This window comes from Corynebacterium sp. HMSC077G07 (assembly GCF_001809225.1).
In the GTDB taxonomy this organism is placed as follows: Bacteria; Actinomycetota; Actinomycetes; order Mycobacteriales; family Mycobacteriaceae; genus Corynebacterium; species Corynebacterium jeikeium_D.
The window spans coordinates 19,866-36,167 of record NZ_KV796529.1 but is presented as its reverse complement, the minus strand read 5'-3'; the positions used below and the strand labels follow the sequence as shown (position 1 = coordinate 36,167).

Annotated in this window: 16 protein-coding genes; 6 read left to right on the top strand and 10 right to left on the bottom strand. The window is 59.7% G+C overall.

What is annotated here, in order from left to right; all coding sequences use genetic code 11:
* Window positions 1-140: 140 nt before the first annotated feature.
* Complete coding sequence (locus HMPREF2562_RS03550; RefSeq protein ID WP_070429353.1) at window positions 141-896, bottom strand: type 2 periplasmic-binding domain-containing protein; 756 nt, start codon at window positions 894-896, stop codon at window positions 141-143.
* A gap of 43 nt (window positions 897-939) precedes the next feature.
* Between HMPREF2562_RS03550 and HMPREF2562_RS03545 the strand changes: the two genes are divergently transcribed.
* A complete protein-coding gene (locus HMPREF2562_RS03545; protein WP_070549624.1) occupies window positions 940-2,163 on the top strand; it encodes a magnesium and cobalt transport protein CorA in 1,224 nt (407 codons plus the stop codon).
* A 43-nt stretch (window positions 2,164-2,206) separates the two neighbouring features.
* Here HMPREF2562_RS03545 and HMPREF2562_RS03540 read toward each other — a convergent pair whose 3' ends face one another.
* A complete protein-coding gene (locus HMPREF2562_RS03540) occupies window positions 2,207-2,689 on the bottom strand; it encodes a YflT domain-containing protein (protein ID WP_070549635.1) in 483 nt (160 codons plus the stop codon).
* Window positions 2,690-3,008: 319 nt separating this feature from the next.
* On the opposite strand from HMPREF2562_RS03540, the gene HMPREF2562_RS03535 reads away from it, so the two are divergent.
* Window positions 3,009-4,142 (top strand): Mrp/NBP35 family ATP-binding protein, encoded by a 1,134-nt coding sequence (locus tag HMPREF2562_RS03535; protein WP_070549623.1) that lies wholly within the window; start codon window positions 3,009-3,011, stop codon window positions 4,140-4,142.
* 308 nt (window positions 4,143-4,450) lie between these two features.
* Here HMPREF2562_RS03535 and tatB read toward each other — a convergent pair whose 3' ends face one another.
* The 4 genes from tatB to sigE form a co-directional block, all read right to left on the bottom strand.
* Window positions 4,451-5,080, bottom strand: coding sequence for a Sec-independent protein translocase protein TatB (tatB, locus tag HMPREF2562_RS11165; protein WP_070549622.1), 630 nt, complete (start codon window positions 5,078-5,080; stop codon window positions 4,451-4,453).
* Window positions 5,081-5,190: 110 nt separating this feature from the next.
* Entirely contained in the window at window positions 5,191-6,510 is a 1,320-nt protein-coding gene (locus HMPREF2562_RS03525; protein ID WP_049189281.1) for a S1C family serine protease, read from the bottom strand.
* Window positions 6,510-6,902, bottom strand: coding sequence for an anti-sigma factor family protein (locus HMPREF2562_RS03520; protein ID WP_052317810.1), 393 nt, complete (start codon window positions 6,900-6,902; stop codon window positions 6,510-6,512). The genes HMPREF2562_RS03525 and HMPREF2562_RS03520 overlap by 1 nt, the downstream gene beginning before the upstream one ends.
* A 51-nt stretch (window positions 6,903-6,953) precedes the next feature.
* On the bottom strand, window positions 6,954-7,607 hold the full coding sequence (sigE, locus tag HMPREF2562_RS03515) for an RNA polymerase sigma factor SigE (RefSeq protein WP_070429357.1): 654 nt from the start codon (window positions 7,605-7,607) through the stop codon (window positions 6,954-6,956).
* A gap of 158 nt (window positions 7,608-7,765) precedes the next feature.
* Here sigE and HMPREF2562_RS03510 point away from each other — a divergent pair, with 158 nt between their 5' ends.
* On the top strand, window positions 7,766-8,440 hold the full coding sequence (locus HMPREF2562_RS03510) for an O-methyltransferase (RefSeq protein ID WP_049193703.1): 675 nt from the start codon (window positions 7,766-7,768) through the stop codon (window positions 8,438-8,440).
* A 294-nt stretch (window positions 8,441-8,734) separates the two neighbouring features.
* Here the strand turns inward: HMPREF2562_RS03510 and glgC are convergent, their stop codons facing one another.
* Window positions 8,735-9,952, bottom strand: a complete 1,218-nt coding sequence (gene glgC, locus HMPREF2562_RS03505) for a glucose-1-phosphate adenylyltransferase (RefSeq protein WP_042388575.1) — start codon at window positions 9,950-9,952, stop codon at window positions 8,735-8,737.
* A 112-nt stretch (window positions 9,953-10,064) separates the two neighbouring features.
* On the opposite strand from glgC, the gene glgA reads away from it, so the two are divergent.
* The 3 genes from glgA (at window position 10,065) to budA (ending at window position 13,867) form a co-directional block, all read left to right on the top strand.
* Window positions 10,065-11,261: a glycogen synthase gene (glgA, locus tag HMPREF2562_RS03500; protein WP_070549621.1), complete on the top strand. Its 1,197-nt coding sequence runs from the start codon at window positions 10,065-10,067 to the stop codon at window positions 11,259-11,261.
* Between the two features lie 202 nt (window positions 11,262-11,463).
* Window positions 11,464-12,987 carry a glycoside hydrolase family 5 protein gene (locus tag HMPREF2562_RS03495; RefSeq protein ID WP_070549620.1) on the top strand — a complete coding sequence of 508 codons (1,524 nt, stop codon included), beginning with the start codon at window positions 11,464-11,466 and terminating at the stop codon, window positions 12,985-12,987.
* A gap of 130 nt (window positions 12,988-13,117) precedes the next feature.
* Complete coding sequence (gene budA / locus HMPREF2562_RS03490) at window positions 13,118-13,867, top strand: acetolactate decarboxylase (RefSeq protein ID WP_083295693.1); 750 nt, start codon at window positions 13,118-13,120, stop codon at window positions 13,865-13,867.
* 3 nt (window positions 13,868-13,870) lie between these two features.
* On the opposite strand, the gene HMPREF2562_RS03485 is transcribed toward budA, so the two are convergent.
* From HMPREF2562_RS03485 to folP, 3 genes are all read right to left on the bottom strand, one after another.
* Window positions 13,871-14,746 carry a methyltransferase domain-containing protein gene (locus HMPREF2562_RS03485; RefSeq protein WP_069358883.1) on the bottom strand — a complete coding sequence of 292 codons (876 nt, stop codon included), beginning with the start codon at window positions 14,744-14,746 and terminating at the stop codon, window positions 13,871-13,873.
* A 313-nt stretch (window positions 14,747-15,059) separates the two neighbouring features.
* Window positions 15,060-15,227, bottom strand: a complete 168-nt coding sequence (locus HMPREF2562_RS03480) for a DUF3117 domain-containing protein (RefSeq protein WP_005509573.1) — start codon at window positions 15,225-15,227, stop codon at window positions 15,060-15,062.
* 223 nt (window positions 15,228-15,450) lie between these two features.
* Window positions 15,451-16,263 carry a dihydropteroate synthase gene (folP, locus tag HMPREF2562_RS03475; RefSeq protein ID WP_070549633.1) on the bottom strand — a complete coding sequence of 271 codons (813 nt, stop codon included), beginning with the start codon at window positions 16,261-16,263 and terminating at the stop codon, window positions 15,451-15,453.
* Window positions 16,264-16,302: the final 39 nt, after the last annotated feature.

Here is a 16,302-nt window from a genome sequence, read left to right as displayed (position 1 = left end):
CCGAAAAATGGCATGAAAGTGTCATAAACTCGCACAGTTTCACATTTGCAGCCCGCATTCATGGGTTATTCAACAAACTTGGCGGCAGCCAACAGCAGATACGCGTCAGATACCGCCACAACTAGCCCCCGCCGCCCCGACTACGCCTTGTCCAGCCACTCCTGAGCGACCAACTCAGGGCTGGCGCCACCAGCCACAGCCCGGGTCATCAGCTTCAAGTCCTCAGTGCTCAGCGAACCCGCAATCTCATTGAGCACGCGGACTCGATCATCTCGGTCCAACGCTGGCTTGACGTAGAAAGGCACAAGCCATTGCGGCAAGTCAGCCCCAGCATTGTCAGCTGACACATCCGCGCAGCCCTGTGCCATGCCCGCGTCGGTGGCCATAACTTCACCCGGCAGCGACCGCGAAAATGCGTCGTACACACGGTCGCGCCACTCGCCGCTGAACTGCTTGTCCGGGGTGGAGTCGTCCGCGTATTCCTCCGCCAGTGAAGCCGCCGACGCAGGGTCGCTCAGGCCGAGTAGCTCACCTGTGCATCCGAAGGAGACCAGGACCGCTTCATTGCGTACGGCCCGCAACCGGTCGTCAGCATCGCGAATGCCGACGACCTCCGCTTGCCGCCCTATCCTCTCAAAGCTCTGCGCATACACGTACGCAAGAGCTGCTTGCTCAGGGTTGCGTAGGTCTGCCCCGACAGTCACCACCGCCTCCTGCTCGGGAGGAACGGGCATCTGCGGATCCAAATCAGAACATGCGGCAAGACCGAACCCCGTCGCCCCAGTGACCAATGCCAGGGCGGTAAAAGTGCACGCAGTAGCCGTGGAGCTACCCTTGCACCCCATTGAGCGGATGCGAAAGTGGAACCCGGCGTTCGCACGTCTAAAATCAATCATCGACACCAGCGTAACCTACGAACGGATTGTGAGGTCACCCAGAATGGGCGAAGAGAAAAGCCGCAACATCAGCGCTTCGGCGAAGGCTCGCAATCCGCGAACTAGCTCGGCCAGTCAAAGCCAAAAACCGTCGGCCACAGGAAAACCCGGTAAAACCGCTCGGGCGACGAATGCGGCTAAATCCGCAGCGAAGTCGGCTGTCTCGAAGGTGACGCGCACCAACGGCTCGTCGTCAAGCACAGGAACAGGACAGTCGAGGGCGGTGCGCGATGCCCTGCGCGATTGCGGCGTCTACATCGGCGGCAAGCGGTTGCCCGGCACCTACGACCACTTCTCCGGGCTGTCCGAGGTACGGAATTTTGGCGAGGGCTTCACGTGGCTGTCGTTGTCGCGCCCCAACGCGACACAGATGGATGCCATCGCTGAGCTTTACGGGCTGGATGAGCTGACGGTGGAGGACGCACTGACTAACCGCCAGCGCCCCAAGATTGAGATCCACGATGATCACGTTGTTTTTGTTATTCGCTCGATTCACTACTCCCCGGAAGGTCTCGCGGATGACGAAAATGAGATTATTCGCTCCGGCCAGCTGATGATTGTTATCGGCCCGGAGTACGTCATCACCATTCGCATGGGCATGCCTAGCTCGGATATGCAGCGCATTAGCGCACGCGTGGAGAACACCACCGACGCCATCGACTACGGCCCCGCGGGCGTGCTGTGGGCACTGACGGACAACCTCGTCGATGCGTACCTGCGCATCGCTATGCAGCTGGAAGATCGCGTGGAGATCATGGAAGACGAAGTCTTCGAGCCGAACTTGGATTCGGATATTGAGGACATTTACATCCTCAAACGAGAGATTCTGGAAATGCGCCACGCGATCGATCCGCTGACACCGGCACTGCGCTCCCTGATGAATCTGCGGGAAGACATCATGCCTAAGGACGTCAGCCGTTATCTTTCCGATGTTCTCGACCACCAGCTCGCCGCCGCGGACCTCGTCTCCGGACTCGACGAACGACTCTCCGCCCTCATCGACGCCGCCGCCGTGAAAATCCAGCTGCAGCAGAACCAGGATATGCGTACCATCTCGGCGTACGCGGCTATTCTCGCCGTGCCAACCGCCCTGGCCGGTATCTACGGCATGAACTTCGACCGCATGCCTGAACTGCACTGGGAATACGGCTACTTCTTCGTCCTCGCCATCATGTTCATCATCGTGGCGTTTTTGGTGTGGCTCCTGCGCCGCAACAAGTGGCTGTAGTTTCCGCTTCTGGCAGGCAACGCTTTACGACGAGTACAACAACCTACCCGCGGTTCCCACCGAGAGCCCGCTGCGCCAACAGGTCGCGGGCGCGCTCGGCATTGCGGGGATTGCACAAGACGTCGTAGCGACGAGCAACAATCTCCGTGGTGGTGGAGAAATCCCGCTTGCCGTTTTGCATGGCGTATGGGACTGCGGCCAGCACGATGCCAAAGATGGCGCCCATCCCGAGGCCAACAATCAACGGGCTAACCCAATCTTCCTGGAAAAGCCCCAGAATCAGGCCGAAGAACAGGCCCATCCATAGGCCGTACAGCGCGCCACCACCGAGCACTTTCGGCCAGGTCAACCGACCTACGACGCGCTCCACCTGCATCAGGTCAACGCCGACGATGGTGAGGTCGGAAACCGGGAACTCATCGCGATCGCTGAGCGAATCCACCGCGGCCTGGGCATCGGCGTAGTTGGTGAAGCTCCCCCCCGGCCCCCCCTCGGGCACCTGCCGCTGAGGCAACCGGGACTTCATGCTCCGCTCCCGGCCGCTCCCCCAGCCGCTGTTCGCTTCCCCATTTGCCATCGGTACTTTCACCGTTCCCTTGCAGTTGTTGTCACAGCAATTGGTGACTCAGTTGCTGAAAATATTGCTAAAACTATCGCTAAAAAGCGTTCTATCAAGGACAACGCCTGACAGTTTCCAATTGTTCCGCCGTCTGGCCCGCCACCAGTTCCACTGCCACCGCGCTTGTCGGAAGGGTTGGGCGCTGTAACCGTCGTAAAGCGGAAAACTGCTGATTTTGTCAGTAGTTCTTTGTCTTACGGGGTCTCACGATAAGATTCACTACATAATGTCTACGATTACTGAAGCTGAAGTTCGCACCGCCCTGGCGCAGGTCGAAGATCCTGAGGTACGTCGCCCGATTACCGAGATTGGCATGGTCAAGTCCATCTCGGTGGCGGACAACAACGACGTGGCCGTGGAGATTTACCTCACCATCGCCGGTTGCCCCATGAAAAACACCATCATCGAGCGCACCGAAGACGCGCTCAACGGTCTCGAGGGCGTTGGCAACGTCACCGTCACCACCGATGTGATGAATGACGAGCAGCGCCGCGAGTTCCGCAACGCCGTCCGCGGTACCGCCTCCGAGCCGGTGATCCCATTCGCCCAGCCGGACTCCCGCACCCGCGTGTTCGCCGTCGCCTCCGGTAAGGGTGGCGTTGGTAAGTCCTCTGTGACCGTGAACCTCGCTGCCGCGCTGGCTGCGAAGGGTCTATCTGTCGGTGTGCTCGACGCCGATGTCTATGGACACTCCATTCCGCACATGATGGGCTCCGAGGACAAGCCGCACCAGGTCGACGACATGATTATGCCTCCGCAGGCACACGGCGTGTCACTGATTTCGATCGGACACTTCGTCGACGACAACGCACCGGTTGTCTGGCGTGGGCCAATGCTGCACCGCGCTATCCAGCAGTTCCTCGCGGACGTGTTCTGGGGCGACTTGGACGTCCTGCTATTCGACCTACCTCCGGGAACCGGCGACATCGCCATCTCCGTGGCGCAGCTCGTACCGAACGCTGAGCTACTGATTGTTACTACCCCGCAGATGGCCGCCGCCGAAGTTGCCGAGCGCGCCGGCACCATTTCGCTGCAGACCCGCCAGCGGATCGCCGGTGTCATTGAGAACATGAGCTGGATGGAAATGCCCGACGGTTCCAAGATGGAGGTCTTCGGCACAGGCGGCGGCGAGACCGTTGCCCGTCGTCTTACCCAGATCACCGGCGGTAAGGTCGAGCTGCTCGGCCAGGTGCCGCTGGACACCGAGCTCCGCGAGGGCGGCGACAAGGGCACCCCGATTGTCCTATCCAAGCCGGATTCGGGCGCGGGCGAGGCCCTGAACGCTATCGCCGACAAGCTGGTTGTTCGTCGCGAGTCGCTCGCAGGCAAGTCGCTAGGCTTGGGCGTGACGCCGAAGTAGTCCTTCGCTTTACGACGATCATAGCGACGCCCCCTCCCCGGTATTTTCAGTGCCGGGAAGGGGGCCTTTGCTCATTGTGGCTGCAGTGTCTGGGGCGTATGTGGTTTGGGTGTTTTCGGCGGTGTAGGTGTTTTCGGTGGTGTAGGTGTTTTCGGTGGTCCGGGGTTTGCGGGCGGTGCGGGCGGTGTATCCGCCGACGCGGCTGCGTGCACTTACTGACTAGGTTTATGACAGTTTGAGCAAAATTTTTGCCATGAAAGTGTCATAAACCTAGTCAGTAACTTGCGATCGGGAACGGTTTGCCACCTCTATAGGTTGTCGTCGTCGACCCAGGCCTGCACCCCACGGGGCTGCTGAGGTTGTTGCGGCTGTTGCGACTGCTGTGGTGTTTGCTGTGCCTGCTGTTGGCGGGCCTGGGCAACTGGATCCTGCCACGTTCCTGGCTGCTGGGCGGGCTGCTGAGCCGACTGCTGCGACGGAGCCGGCTGCTGCGACGGAGCCGGCTGCACTGGCTGGCTCATGTTGGGCTGCTGGTACTGCTGGCCTGTGACACCAGTTGCTCCAGCCGCACCAGCTACTCCAGAGGATCCACCGGCTCCGGCAGCTCCGGCTGCACCAGTTCCGCCACCACCCGCTGCGGGCTTACCGGAGAGCATGTCCAGGTAGGTGTCATCGCCGTCGAAAAGCGTCCTGGTGATGGCGGTCTTCGGGTTGAGACGACGGAGATCGTTGAGCTCCTGCAGCGGCTTGCGAAGATCATCGAAGTCTTCACCGAACTCGTCCGAGAGGTTATCGCGTGCGTCATTGATTGCGGTGCGCGCAGCCAGAAGCAATGCGCGGACGTCCTCAATTACCTTCGGCAACCGCTCAGGTCCGATGAGAATTAGTCCGAGGATAAAGAGGACAAGAATCTCGCCCCAGCCAACATTAGAAAACACGTTATACCACCTTAGTTACAGTGCACCTCGCATGCAGCATTGCGTGGCCAAATCCACCAAATCTGCTAAGTCCGCAGAAACCAGCCGAAACCGGCCGAAACCAGCGCCCCCTACTCCGGCGTGATCTTCGCCTCCAGCTCGGCTCCGTGACGAACGATCTTCAATACCGCCTCATTACCAGCGCCAACAGTCCACAGCGCCACCGTGAGCTCATCTGCGGACGATACCGCGCGGTCTCCCACAGCCGTAATCACATCGCCTTCCTGCAGGCCTTCCCGGTCGGCAACGCCTCCCGGCAGGATGCTGGCAATCTCGGCACCAGTCAGTGCGCCATTGGAAACCGTGCGCACTGTCACGCCAATCCCAGGATGAACCGGCTGCTCACCGGCAATGAGCTGCTCAGCGATGGCAACGGCTGAATTGATTGGAATCGCAAAGCCCAACCCCTGTGAGCCACCCGAGCTACTGAAAATCACCGTATTAATACCGATAATGGCACCGCGGATATCCACCAGCGGACCACCGGAGTTACCCGGGTTGATGGAGGCATCGGTCTGAATCGCATCGGCGTAGCCGTCCGTGTCGGTCCCCTCAGCGGCCAGGCGCACCGGCCGATTAAGCGCGGAGACAATTCCCGAGGTCACCGTGCCGCCGAGCCCCTGCGGCGAGCCCATCGCAATCACGGTGTCACCGACCGCAACCGCGTTGGAATCACCAAGCTGCGCCACGGTCAGCCCCGCAACATCTTCGACCTTAATTACGGCGAGGTCGGTCTTCGGGTCGCGGCCAATAATCTTGGCCGGCACTTCCTTCAGCTTGCCGCCGTCCCAAAACGTTACGGAGACCTGCATATCCTGCCGGTCCGCCACCGCCGAAACGACGTGGTTATTCGTCAAAATATGACCGTCACCATCAATGACAAACCCCGAGCCCACGCCCGAGACCTCACCGGCACTGACCGCAATCGACACCACCGCGGGACGAAGAGCCTCCGCCACCTTGCCGATTTCAGTCAAATCACCGTTGCCCGGCCGCCCCTCGATCTGCTGCAGCTCCACACGCTGGTAGTCCGAGCGGAAAGTCTTGCCAGCCCAACCGCCAACAAAGCCGCCAACACCGCCAATGAGCAGCACCACGGCCGACGACGCCGCGATCACACGCCACGGCACCTCGCGGCCAAAAATCACTTCCCGCGCGCTGACGCGGGGAGCCGTCTTCGGGCGAGGCTTCTTTTTCGCTTCGGGTTTGCGGGCTGGACGCCCCGTCGTCATGCGTGACGACGAATCCTGCCACGGCGAATACTCTTGGGCGGTGGCACTGGTGTCGTCGTCAAGCTTCTGCCCTGGAGCACGCTGTAACCCGCCAGTTGCGGCGGCACGATCGGAGTCCGGGGCAAACGCGGAATCATCGAAAGAGCGATGTTTGCCCACTAGTGACTACCACCTTTACGAAAACCGCGAACAATCTGCTCCAACGCGGCACTCAGCGACTCCGGCGGACGGTGCGCGAGATGCCGCGCCGACCGATGGGGCTCTGAGTCCTCGCAACTGCCTGCGAAATCAGCAATACGAGCGCGCAGCTCAGCTGGAATGTGCAAGGGCGCGCTATCACGCAGACGCTTGGCCGCCTGCCGCTGCTTCGCGACCTCCCGGCGACATTCCGGGCATGCCATCAGGTGCGCCTGCGCACGACGCTCAGCTACGACCGACAACTCGCCGTCAACAAAAGCGGCAATTGCCTCGGTGCCGAGATGCTCCGTTGACAAAAAACGCTTGTCATCGCCCTGCTGAATCACAGACTGCAGCACCTCCAGAAATCGCACCTATTTAACTAGCCCCACAATAGCCGCTCCCGCGGATTGAGTGCGGGAAATCTAGCCTGCGGTGACCGACTCCGGCAGCTCCTGTCGTTCCTTCTCCAGGCGCTCCAACGTCGCCCGCAAGCTGGAACGTGCCCGGTGAATACGCGAACGGACGGTGCCCATCTTGAGCCCAAGGGTGCTGGCAATTTCCTCGTAGGTCAGCCCCACCACATCACAGAGGACAACCACCGCGCGATAGTCCGGCTGCAGCTCAGCCAGCGCGATTTCCAAATCCGGGTCGAGCATCGCGTCATCGACGGCCTGCTCCGGGGTCTTCAGCGTACCCGGGACGCGGTCGTAGTTCTCCGGCAATGCCTCCATCCGGATGACCTGCCGGTGCCGGACCATATCCAAAAACAGGTTAGTGGTAATCCGATGCAGCCAGCCTTCAAAAGTGCCGGGACGGTATGACTTCAGCGAGCGGAACACACGCATGAATGTCTCCTGCGTCAGGTCTTCCGCGTCCTGCTGGTTACCAGTCAACCGATATGCGAGCCCATAAACACTATCCGCGTGGGCCTGAACCAGCTCCGACCACGACGGCATCTCCCCCACACCTGCGTCAAAAGCCGCGGTGCCGGACAGTTGCTCAGTTACGTCAGCGGACGCGGCGTCCTCGCGGCTGGCGCCTACGCTGACTCGTTCGGACTTGACTCGTTCGGGCATGAGGTTCAGTGTTCCTTACCAACCTTAGGTTTGTAGTGACCTTACCCTGAAAATAGTTTGAGAGTCCAGACAAACTTGAGGCTTGTTTACCCACCTAGTCCGGCACTGACCGGCGCGCCCCGCTACCCTGCCCGAAGTTTTTTCCTACGCTATAGAACGTGTCCGAAACGAGTTCTTCTGCTACCCCGCTATCCGCACGTGACGCTATTGCACAGCACGTCAACAACACGACCGTAGTCTCCGAGGCCCTTGAAAGCGCCCGAGAGAGCGCTCGCGAATACGGAGTTGCCGTCCCCGATACGATGACCGGCGCCGCTTTGACCTCGCTCATGGCTCTGACCAGTGCCCGCCGCGACGGTCACCCCGCCGCTGTCATCGCATCGCCTGCGGCAGGCGTAGTCGGTTTGCACCTGGCCGCCGGCCTCGGCGATGACGGCGTTCTCACCTGCATCGACCCGGAGCTCGAGCACCAGTCTCTGGCAAAGTCCGCTTTCCGAGCCGCAGGCATCCGCCCCAACCGACAGCGCTTCCTGCCCTCGCAGCCGCTGGAGGTCATGGATCGACTGGCCGCCGACTCCTACGACTTGGTCTACTTGGACGTCGCCCCGGCGATCCTCCGCGCCGCCCAGGAAAAGGCCTGGCCGCTGCTTCGCTCCGGTGGCGCGCTCGTCCTGACCGGCGCGCTCCTCGACGGCACTGTCGCTGACTCGTCACGCACTGACCGTGACACCGTCGCTGCCCGCGAAGCCGACGAATATATGCTCCAGCTTGACGACGCTTACGTGATGCGCCTACCTCTAGCAGCTGGCACCACTGTGCTGGTGAAGAAGTAGTTTTCTACTGTTGGCCGGCCGGCTAGCGGCAGCGGTGGGCCACTGCGACTTACTGACTGCGTTTATGACAAAAATGGCCCGAAAAATGGCTTGAAAGTGTCATAAACTCACACAGTTTCACATTTGCAGCCCATGCCCGTATTCACATGCGCACCCCATATTCACAGGTGCAGCCCGCAACTTTTAGGGCTGCCAGTTTTGGGGCTAGGTAGCAACTAGGTAGCAAAAAGGGTTAAAGGCAAAAGGCACGTACCCCACGGTACGTGCCTTTTCAGCCGGTCGGACTCAGACAGTCTAGATAACCTGGTTCTTACCAACGGCCACAACGCCACCAGCGCTGACCTTGAAGCGCTCTGCGTCCTTCTCCGGATCGACACCGATAATGGCGCCGTCGGAAACTACAACGTTCTTGTCCAAAATCGCATGGCGAACCACTGCTCCGCGGCCGACGCGAACGCCTGGGAAGAGAACCGAGCCCTCCACCGTCGCGCCATCCTCGACCACAACGTTGGTGCTAATCACCGAGTTGCGGACCGTACCACCGGAGACAATCGAACCAGCACCGACCATCGAAGCCTGAGCAATACCGCCCTGGACAAACTTGGCCGGAGGCAGGTTCTCCTCTGAGAAGGTGTGGATTGGCCACTTCTTGTTGTAGAGGTTAAACACCGGGTGGACGGAAATCAGGTCCATGTTGGCCTCGTAGAAGGCATCGATGGTACCGACATCACGCCAGTAGCCCTTGTCACGTTCGGTCTCACCCGGAACGTAGCTGTCCTTGAAGTCCCAGACGAAAGCTTCGCCCTCCTCTACCAGCATCGGAATAATGTTTCCGCCCATATCATGGTCGGAGTTTTCATCTTCCGAGTCACGCTTAATAGCGTCGATAAGCGCGGAGGTAGTGAAGATGTAGTTACCCATCGACGCGAACGTCGAGTTCGGGTCATCCGGGGTGCCGGGCGGATCAGCCGGCTTCTCCAGGAACTCGGTGATTCGGTTGTTGTCATCGGCATCGATGACACCGAATGCGCTGGCCTCAGAACGCGGGACGCGGATACCAGCGACCGTCACGCCAGCGCCAGACTCGATGTGGGCCTCCAGCATCTGCTGCGGATCCATGCGATAGACGTGGTCGGCACCGAAGACGATGACGTACTCCGGATCCTCGTCGTAAACCAAGTTCAGCGACTGCAGAATCGCGTCCGCCGAACCGGTGAACCAGCGCTTACCCAGACGCTGCTGAGCCGGCACCGGGGTGACGTACTGGCCGGTGATGCCAGACAGCTGCCACGCCTGCGAAATGTGACGGTCGAGCGAGTGGGACTTGTACTGGGTCAGCACACAGATCTTCAAGAAACCTGCGTTGACCAGGTTCGACAGCACGAAGTCGATAAGCCGATAGCTACCGCCGAAAGGCACGGCGGGCTTAGCGCGGTCTTCCGTCAGCGGGAAGAGACGCTTGCCTTCGCCACCGGCAAGGACAATGGACAAAACATGTGGTTGACTCCTCACACCAACCAACCTATATGCGATTTACGTTCCTCGCTGCCAGTCTCCCCTCCCCGCTACCCACACCCAGGCATATCAAGCGACGGAAATTGTCAAATCTGGTTACGCTGGAACTATGCGTGTTGCCATGATGACCAAGGAATACCCTCCGGAGATTTACGGCGGAGCAGGTGTTCACGTAACTGAACTGACTCGTTTCATGCGCGGCCTCGACGGCGTTGACGTCGATGTGCACTGCATGGGTGCTCCTCGCGATGAGGCGGATGTATATGTCCACGGCGTTGACCCGGAGTTGAAGGATGCCAACGCCTCGATTAAGACGCTGTCCACGGGGTTGCGCATGGCAAATGCCGCCGCGGCAACCGACATTGATGTCGTCCACTCTCACACGTGGTACTCGGGCCTGGGCGGTCACCTCACTGGTCTGCTCAAGGGCATTCCGCATGTGGCAACCGCGCACTCACTGGAGCCGCACCGCCCATGGAAGCGCGAGCAGCTTGGCGGCGGTTACGACGTTTCCAGCTGGTCCGAGCGCAATGCTATGGAGTACGCAGACGCTGTCATTGCTGTTTCCGCGCGCATGAAGGACGCCATCCTGGATGCCTACCCGCGTATCTCCCCCGACAAGGTCCACGTTGTCCTGAACGGTATCGACACCGAGCTGTGGTACCCGCGCCCGACGTGGGAAGAGTCCAAGGAACAGAACGGCTGGTCTGTCCTGGAGGAGCTCGGCGTTGACCCGTCTCGCCCGATGGTCGCGTTCGTCGGCCGCATCACCCGTCAGAAGGGTGTCGCTCATTTGGTCAAGGCCGCATCGCTTTTCGACGACGGTGTGCAGCTCGTTCTGTGCGCCGGCGCTCCGGACACCCCGGAAATCGCGAAGGAGACTGAGCAGCTCGTCCATGACCTCCAGGAGAAGCGCGATGGCATTTTCTGGGTGCAGGACATGCTGCCGAAGGAGAAGATCCAGGAGATCCTGACAGCCGCGGATTCGTTCGTCTGTCCGTCCATCTACGAGCCGCTGGGCATCGTTAACCTTGAGGCTATGGCCTGTGGCACCGCCGTTGTCGCCTCTGATGTCGGCGGCATTCCGGAGGTTGTCGTCGATGGCGAAACCGGCACTTTGGTTCACTACGACGAGTCTGATCCGGAGGGCTTCGAGCGTGGAATCGCTGCCGCGGTTAACAACATGGTCGCCGACCGCGACCGCGCTACCAAGATTGGCCAGGCGGGTAAGAGGCGTGCTGAAGATGTGTTTAGCTGGGAGAACATCGCTCAGCAGACCGTTGAGGTTTATAAGTCTTTGATGTAGCTGGCTGTCTGCGAGACGCCACGGATGCGCGGTGGACGGAGTCTCCTCATAAGGCCCATCGCTTCCGAGAAGGAAGCGGTGGGCCTTTCTTAGCCTTTTTACTAACCCCGTTCAGGACATTTACTTATGCCCTTGCCCACTTTTCTAAACCTAATTTGAGTTTTGGCTGAATTTATCATTACTGGTCAATAGCATCCTGAGTATGAGATTCACTAAGAAGGTGGCAGCAGCTGGTGCCGCCATTGCCATAGCGCTAGCGGGTGCAGTACCGCATCAGGCGCTCGCTACAGAAGTAGCACCATCCCCTAGTACCGCTACCATCACCGAGCGTGGTCCCCTTGGGCAGTCCGGTCGCTGGTTTACCGATGGTGACGGCCGAGCTTTCCTCACTCAGGGGTCGAACATCGTCTACAAGCACGATCCTTACACCCCAGAGGCCGGAGGCTTTAACGAGGACGATGCTGACTGGCTCGTGCAGCAGGGCTTCGACTCCATGCGAGTCGGCATTATCTGGAAAGCAGTAGAGCCAGAGCCCGGCGAGTACAACGACAAATACCTGGATTCCATTGCCCGCACTATCTCCATGCTCACTGAGCGTGGAATCGCGGTCTTGGTCGATGCCCACCAGGACATGTACAACGAGAAGTTCGAAGGCGAATTTGCCCCGGATTGGGCTGTCATTGACGACGGCGTTCCCAGCCTCTTGAAGGTTGGCTTCCCCGCTAACCAGGCCCTCAATATCGGCCTCATTAGGGCATACGACAATTTCCTGAATAACCGCGAAGGGCCGGGCGGTGTTGGGTTGCAGGAGCGTTACGCAGCCATGTGGGGCCATGTCGCCAAACGCCTTGGCGACATGCCGGGACTGATGGGCTACGACATCATTAATGAACCGTGGCCAGGCTCGGCATACCCCCTGTGCTATTTGGCTCTCGGCGACTGCGGCCCGGCTAAGGAAAAGCTCGATGAACTGCACCAGAAGGCTGCCAAGCAGATTGTCGCCAAGGACCAGGACGCTATTGTCCACTACGAGCCCTACTCCATGTGGAACACCGGATTGAACACCAATCCGGCAGCCCCGAAGGTTCCTGAAACCGCTGGTACGGCTCTCAGCTGGCATGTCTACTGCACCACGAATGCCCTGTTCAACACCTACACGGGCTGTGACTTTTTCGATGGTCGTACCTTCGACAATGCGGAAATCGTCTCATCCGGTAACGGCTCGGCCACACTGCTTTCCGAGTTCGGCGCCACCGACGATGCCGATACCCTCAATGGCGTAATTTCGCTTGCCCGCCGCCACATGGTCGGCTGGCAGTACTGGTCCTACTGCGGATGCGACGACCCGACGACGCAGAACCAGAAGGAACAGGGCATGGTCTTCGACCCGACTGTTCCAGGACCCGTAGGTGCCGATGCCTTCAACCGCGACAAGATGACCATCCTCGCCGCTCCACACCTGCGGGCGGTCGCAGGCACCCCGCAAGCTACTGACTGGAACCACGACACCCGTGTCTACCAGGCCAGCTGGAACAATAGCCGCGTCGACGGCACCGGAGTTTTCGCACCTGGTTCCACCAGCGAGCTCGTTGTGCCCTCAATCAACTTCCCGAATGGGTTCACAGTGAATGTCGAGGGTGGCCACGCCACTGTCGCTGCCGATGGCCAGACGGTTCATATCGTCTCCACTGCTGACCACGTATCAGTCACCATCCAGCCGAAGTAGAACCAACCGCTCGATTCACCAAATCACGCCCTGTGGATTTTTCCGCAGGGCGTTCTTCGTGCCGCAGAGTCCTCCCACACCATCGGACCGAAAACGCCGAACAAACTGAGCCACAAGCACCGCGAATATAATGGCTTCCATGACCACTCACGAGAATTTTCCAACGGTCCGACACACAATTTTCCAAAACTCACTGATGTCCGCACTGCTCGATGGCATCTACGACGGCGAGATGACCATTGGCGAAATCCTTGGTCATGGAAACTTCGGCATCGGCACCTTCGACGGTCTCGATGGCGAAATGGTAATCCTCGACGGTGTCTGCTGGCAGGTGCGTCACGACGGCTCCGCGACCCGGGCCACCATGGATCAGCGCAGCCCCTACACGGTGGTCACCAACTTCGTTCCTCACACGGTGATGGATGCGCCGGAAAACCTGACTCGCAAGGAAATTAGCCCCATCATCGATTCCCTGGTGCCGAGCCAAAACTTTATGTACGCACTGCGGATTACCGGCGAATTTGAGTGGGTGAAGACTCGAACCGTCGTAAAGCAGGAAAAGCCGTACCAGAAGATGGTTGATGCGACGGAAGAAGACGCGTCGGTTGATTTCCAGAACCTGCGGGGCACGATTGCGGGCTTCCGCACGCCGGTGTACGAGAAGGGAATTTCGGTGCCCGGCTGTCACGTGCACTTCCTTGCGGAAGGCGGCACCGGCGGCGGGCATGTGCTGGACTTTAAGCTGCGCTCGGGCACTATCGAACTGTGCCCGGGCACTGACCTGCAGCTTCGCCTTCCGCTAACGGCGGAATTCTCGGATGCTGACCTGGATCCGGAAGACCTGGATGAACAGATTCACAAAACCGAGGTCAAGGAGTAGGCGCTAGTCGCCCGGGCGCCCCAGACGGGTGACGTAGGCACGGGCGGTGACGTACATCTCTGCAGGTAGCGCTGCAATGCGTTCCTGCAGCACCTCCGGGTGAATATGGCGTGCCGACGGGCTCATACCGATCTGAGCGGCAATTGCACTCTGGTTGAGATTCATACCGAACTCCACCAGCTCCGGGTCGCCAACAGGCACGAGGTGCCCCTCTGCCTGGGAAATCATGCGCTCGACCTTGCCGCGCTCGACATCGATGATGCCCAGTGGCTCACGAAGCTCACCCAAGTGACCAGTGGTGGCAGTCAGAACCACAACCTGGCCGCCCGGCTTGAGCACGCGAGCGAACTCCTCAGCGTTGCGAGGTGCGAAGACAACAGTAAGCGCATCGATGGAACCATCACGCAGCGGCAACCGTGCCCACGCATCGGCCACAACCGCACCGAGGCGCGGGTGGCTCTTGGCCAGGTGCTTGGCGGCCGGCACAGACACATCAATGCCTACGCCACGAGAATTGGGAATGCTGTCCAGCGTGTGTGCGAGGTAATAACCAGTGCCCGCACCGACTTCGCAGATGACTGGGCTGGCGGCTTCGGACACGTTGGCGTCGTCAAGCACGTCCTGGACGTTGCCTGTAACTGCCTCAACGAATGGAGCATAGTGGCCACCAGAGAGGAACTCCTCGCGGGCGGTAATCATCTTGGCGTCATCGCCGGTGTAGCGCAGACCAGCCCCTCCGGCGAGCGTAACGTAACCCTGGCGGGCGACATCATAGCTATGTCCGGATTCGGACTTCAGAGTCATTCGTTCGGCATCACCAAACTTCAAATCAGTGCCATCGATGGGGTCAGCAAGCACATCAATGATGTCAGCTAGCACGTCGGTCACTCCTCAAACTGAGCTAGAAAAATAATTTTCACTATCTTAGCCCGTGACGAGCTCAGCCAAGTAACTCCAATGCGAGTTACTGACTACGTTTATGACAAAAATTGCCCGAAAACTGGCTTGAAAGTGTCATAAACTCGCACAGTTTCACATTTGCAGCCCGTACTTTTTGTTCATAACCCCTCATTCGAGCCGTTATCACCTGAAGAAGAAAAGGCGACCTACACCACCTGTGTAGGTCGCCGCTGGGTCAAAACCGGACAGGCCCGGCCACTACCCGGCCTCTACCCGATACCCTACTACTCTGCTACTCCACTACTGCCACGAGCTCTGCACCGAGCTCCTTGGCTTCCTCCGGGGACAGTTCCACCACCAGGCGCCCACCACCATCTGCGGGGACGCGCATTACAATCTTCTTGCCCTCTTTAACTGCCTCCAGCGGACCATCACCGGTACGCGGCTTCATTGCTGCCATGTGAACTCCTTCGTTCTAAGACAATGTCGATGCAGGAGACGACCAGCCACCCCAGCTCGGCTGTGGTAGCCAGGAGATTGACAATCCCGGTTCAAGACCTCGGTCTAAGACCCCGGCTCAAGATCCCGGTTTAGAATCCCTGTCGGCATTTTCGACTACTTCTCTTCATCATAGTCCTTTGTTTCACGCAGCGGCATGGGTGAAGCGCCTCAAACTACGCCCCTTACACCAGCCCACGCACCGGATGCAGTGGCGCAAAATCACCGGAAATAGCCAGAGTCATACGGCAAACATCAAGAGTTTCGGACACCTGATGCGAACGGAACACCGCAACACCGGCAGCTGCCGCATGGGCGGTCGCAGCCAAGGTGCCGGGCACACGCTGCTCGACAGGGCGGTCCAAAGTCTCACCGACGAAGTCCTTATTCGACAGCGCCATGAGCACCGGCCAGCCTGTAGCCACGAGCTCATTGCAGCGCCGCAGAAGCTCGAGGCCGTGGTAGGTGTTCTTGCCAAAGTCGTGGGTGGGATCAATAAGGATGCGGTCCTCCGGCACGCCAGCGTCCACTGCCCTCTGGGCGAGCTTGCCGGTTTCTGAGATGACATCGTCCACGACGTCGTCGTAACGCACGCGAACCGGATTGGTGCGTGGCAGTGCTCCACCGGTGTGCGAGCAAACGTAACCCATCCCGTGGGCGCCCGCGACTTCCAGCAGCTCCGGGTCATGGCCTGCCCAAGTGTCGTTGATGAGGTTAGCGCCAGCTTTGATGGCGGCCTCCCCGACTTCGGCGCGCCAGGTGTCGACGCTGATGTGCAGGTCAGGATAGCGCTCGCGGACCTTCGCGATGGTCGGCACCACACGCTCGATCTCCTCGGCAACAGTTACTTCTGCACCGATACCGGCCTTGACGCCGCCGATGTCAATAATGCCTGCGCCTGCCGCAACAACTTCGTCCACGCGAGCAAGCGCGGCCTCCTCCGCAGCCGTTGCGCCACGGTCATAGAAGGAATCCGGGGTGCGATTGACGATGGCCATCACCGTCGGCACCGCGGAGTCCTGATAAAAACTCCACAC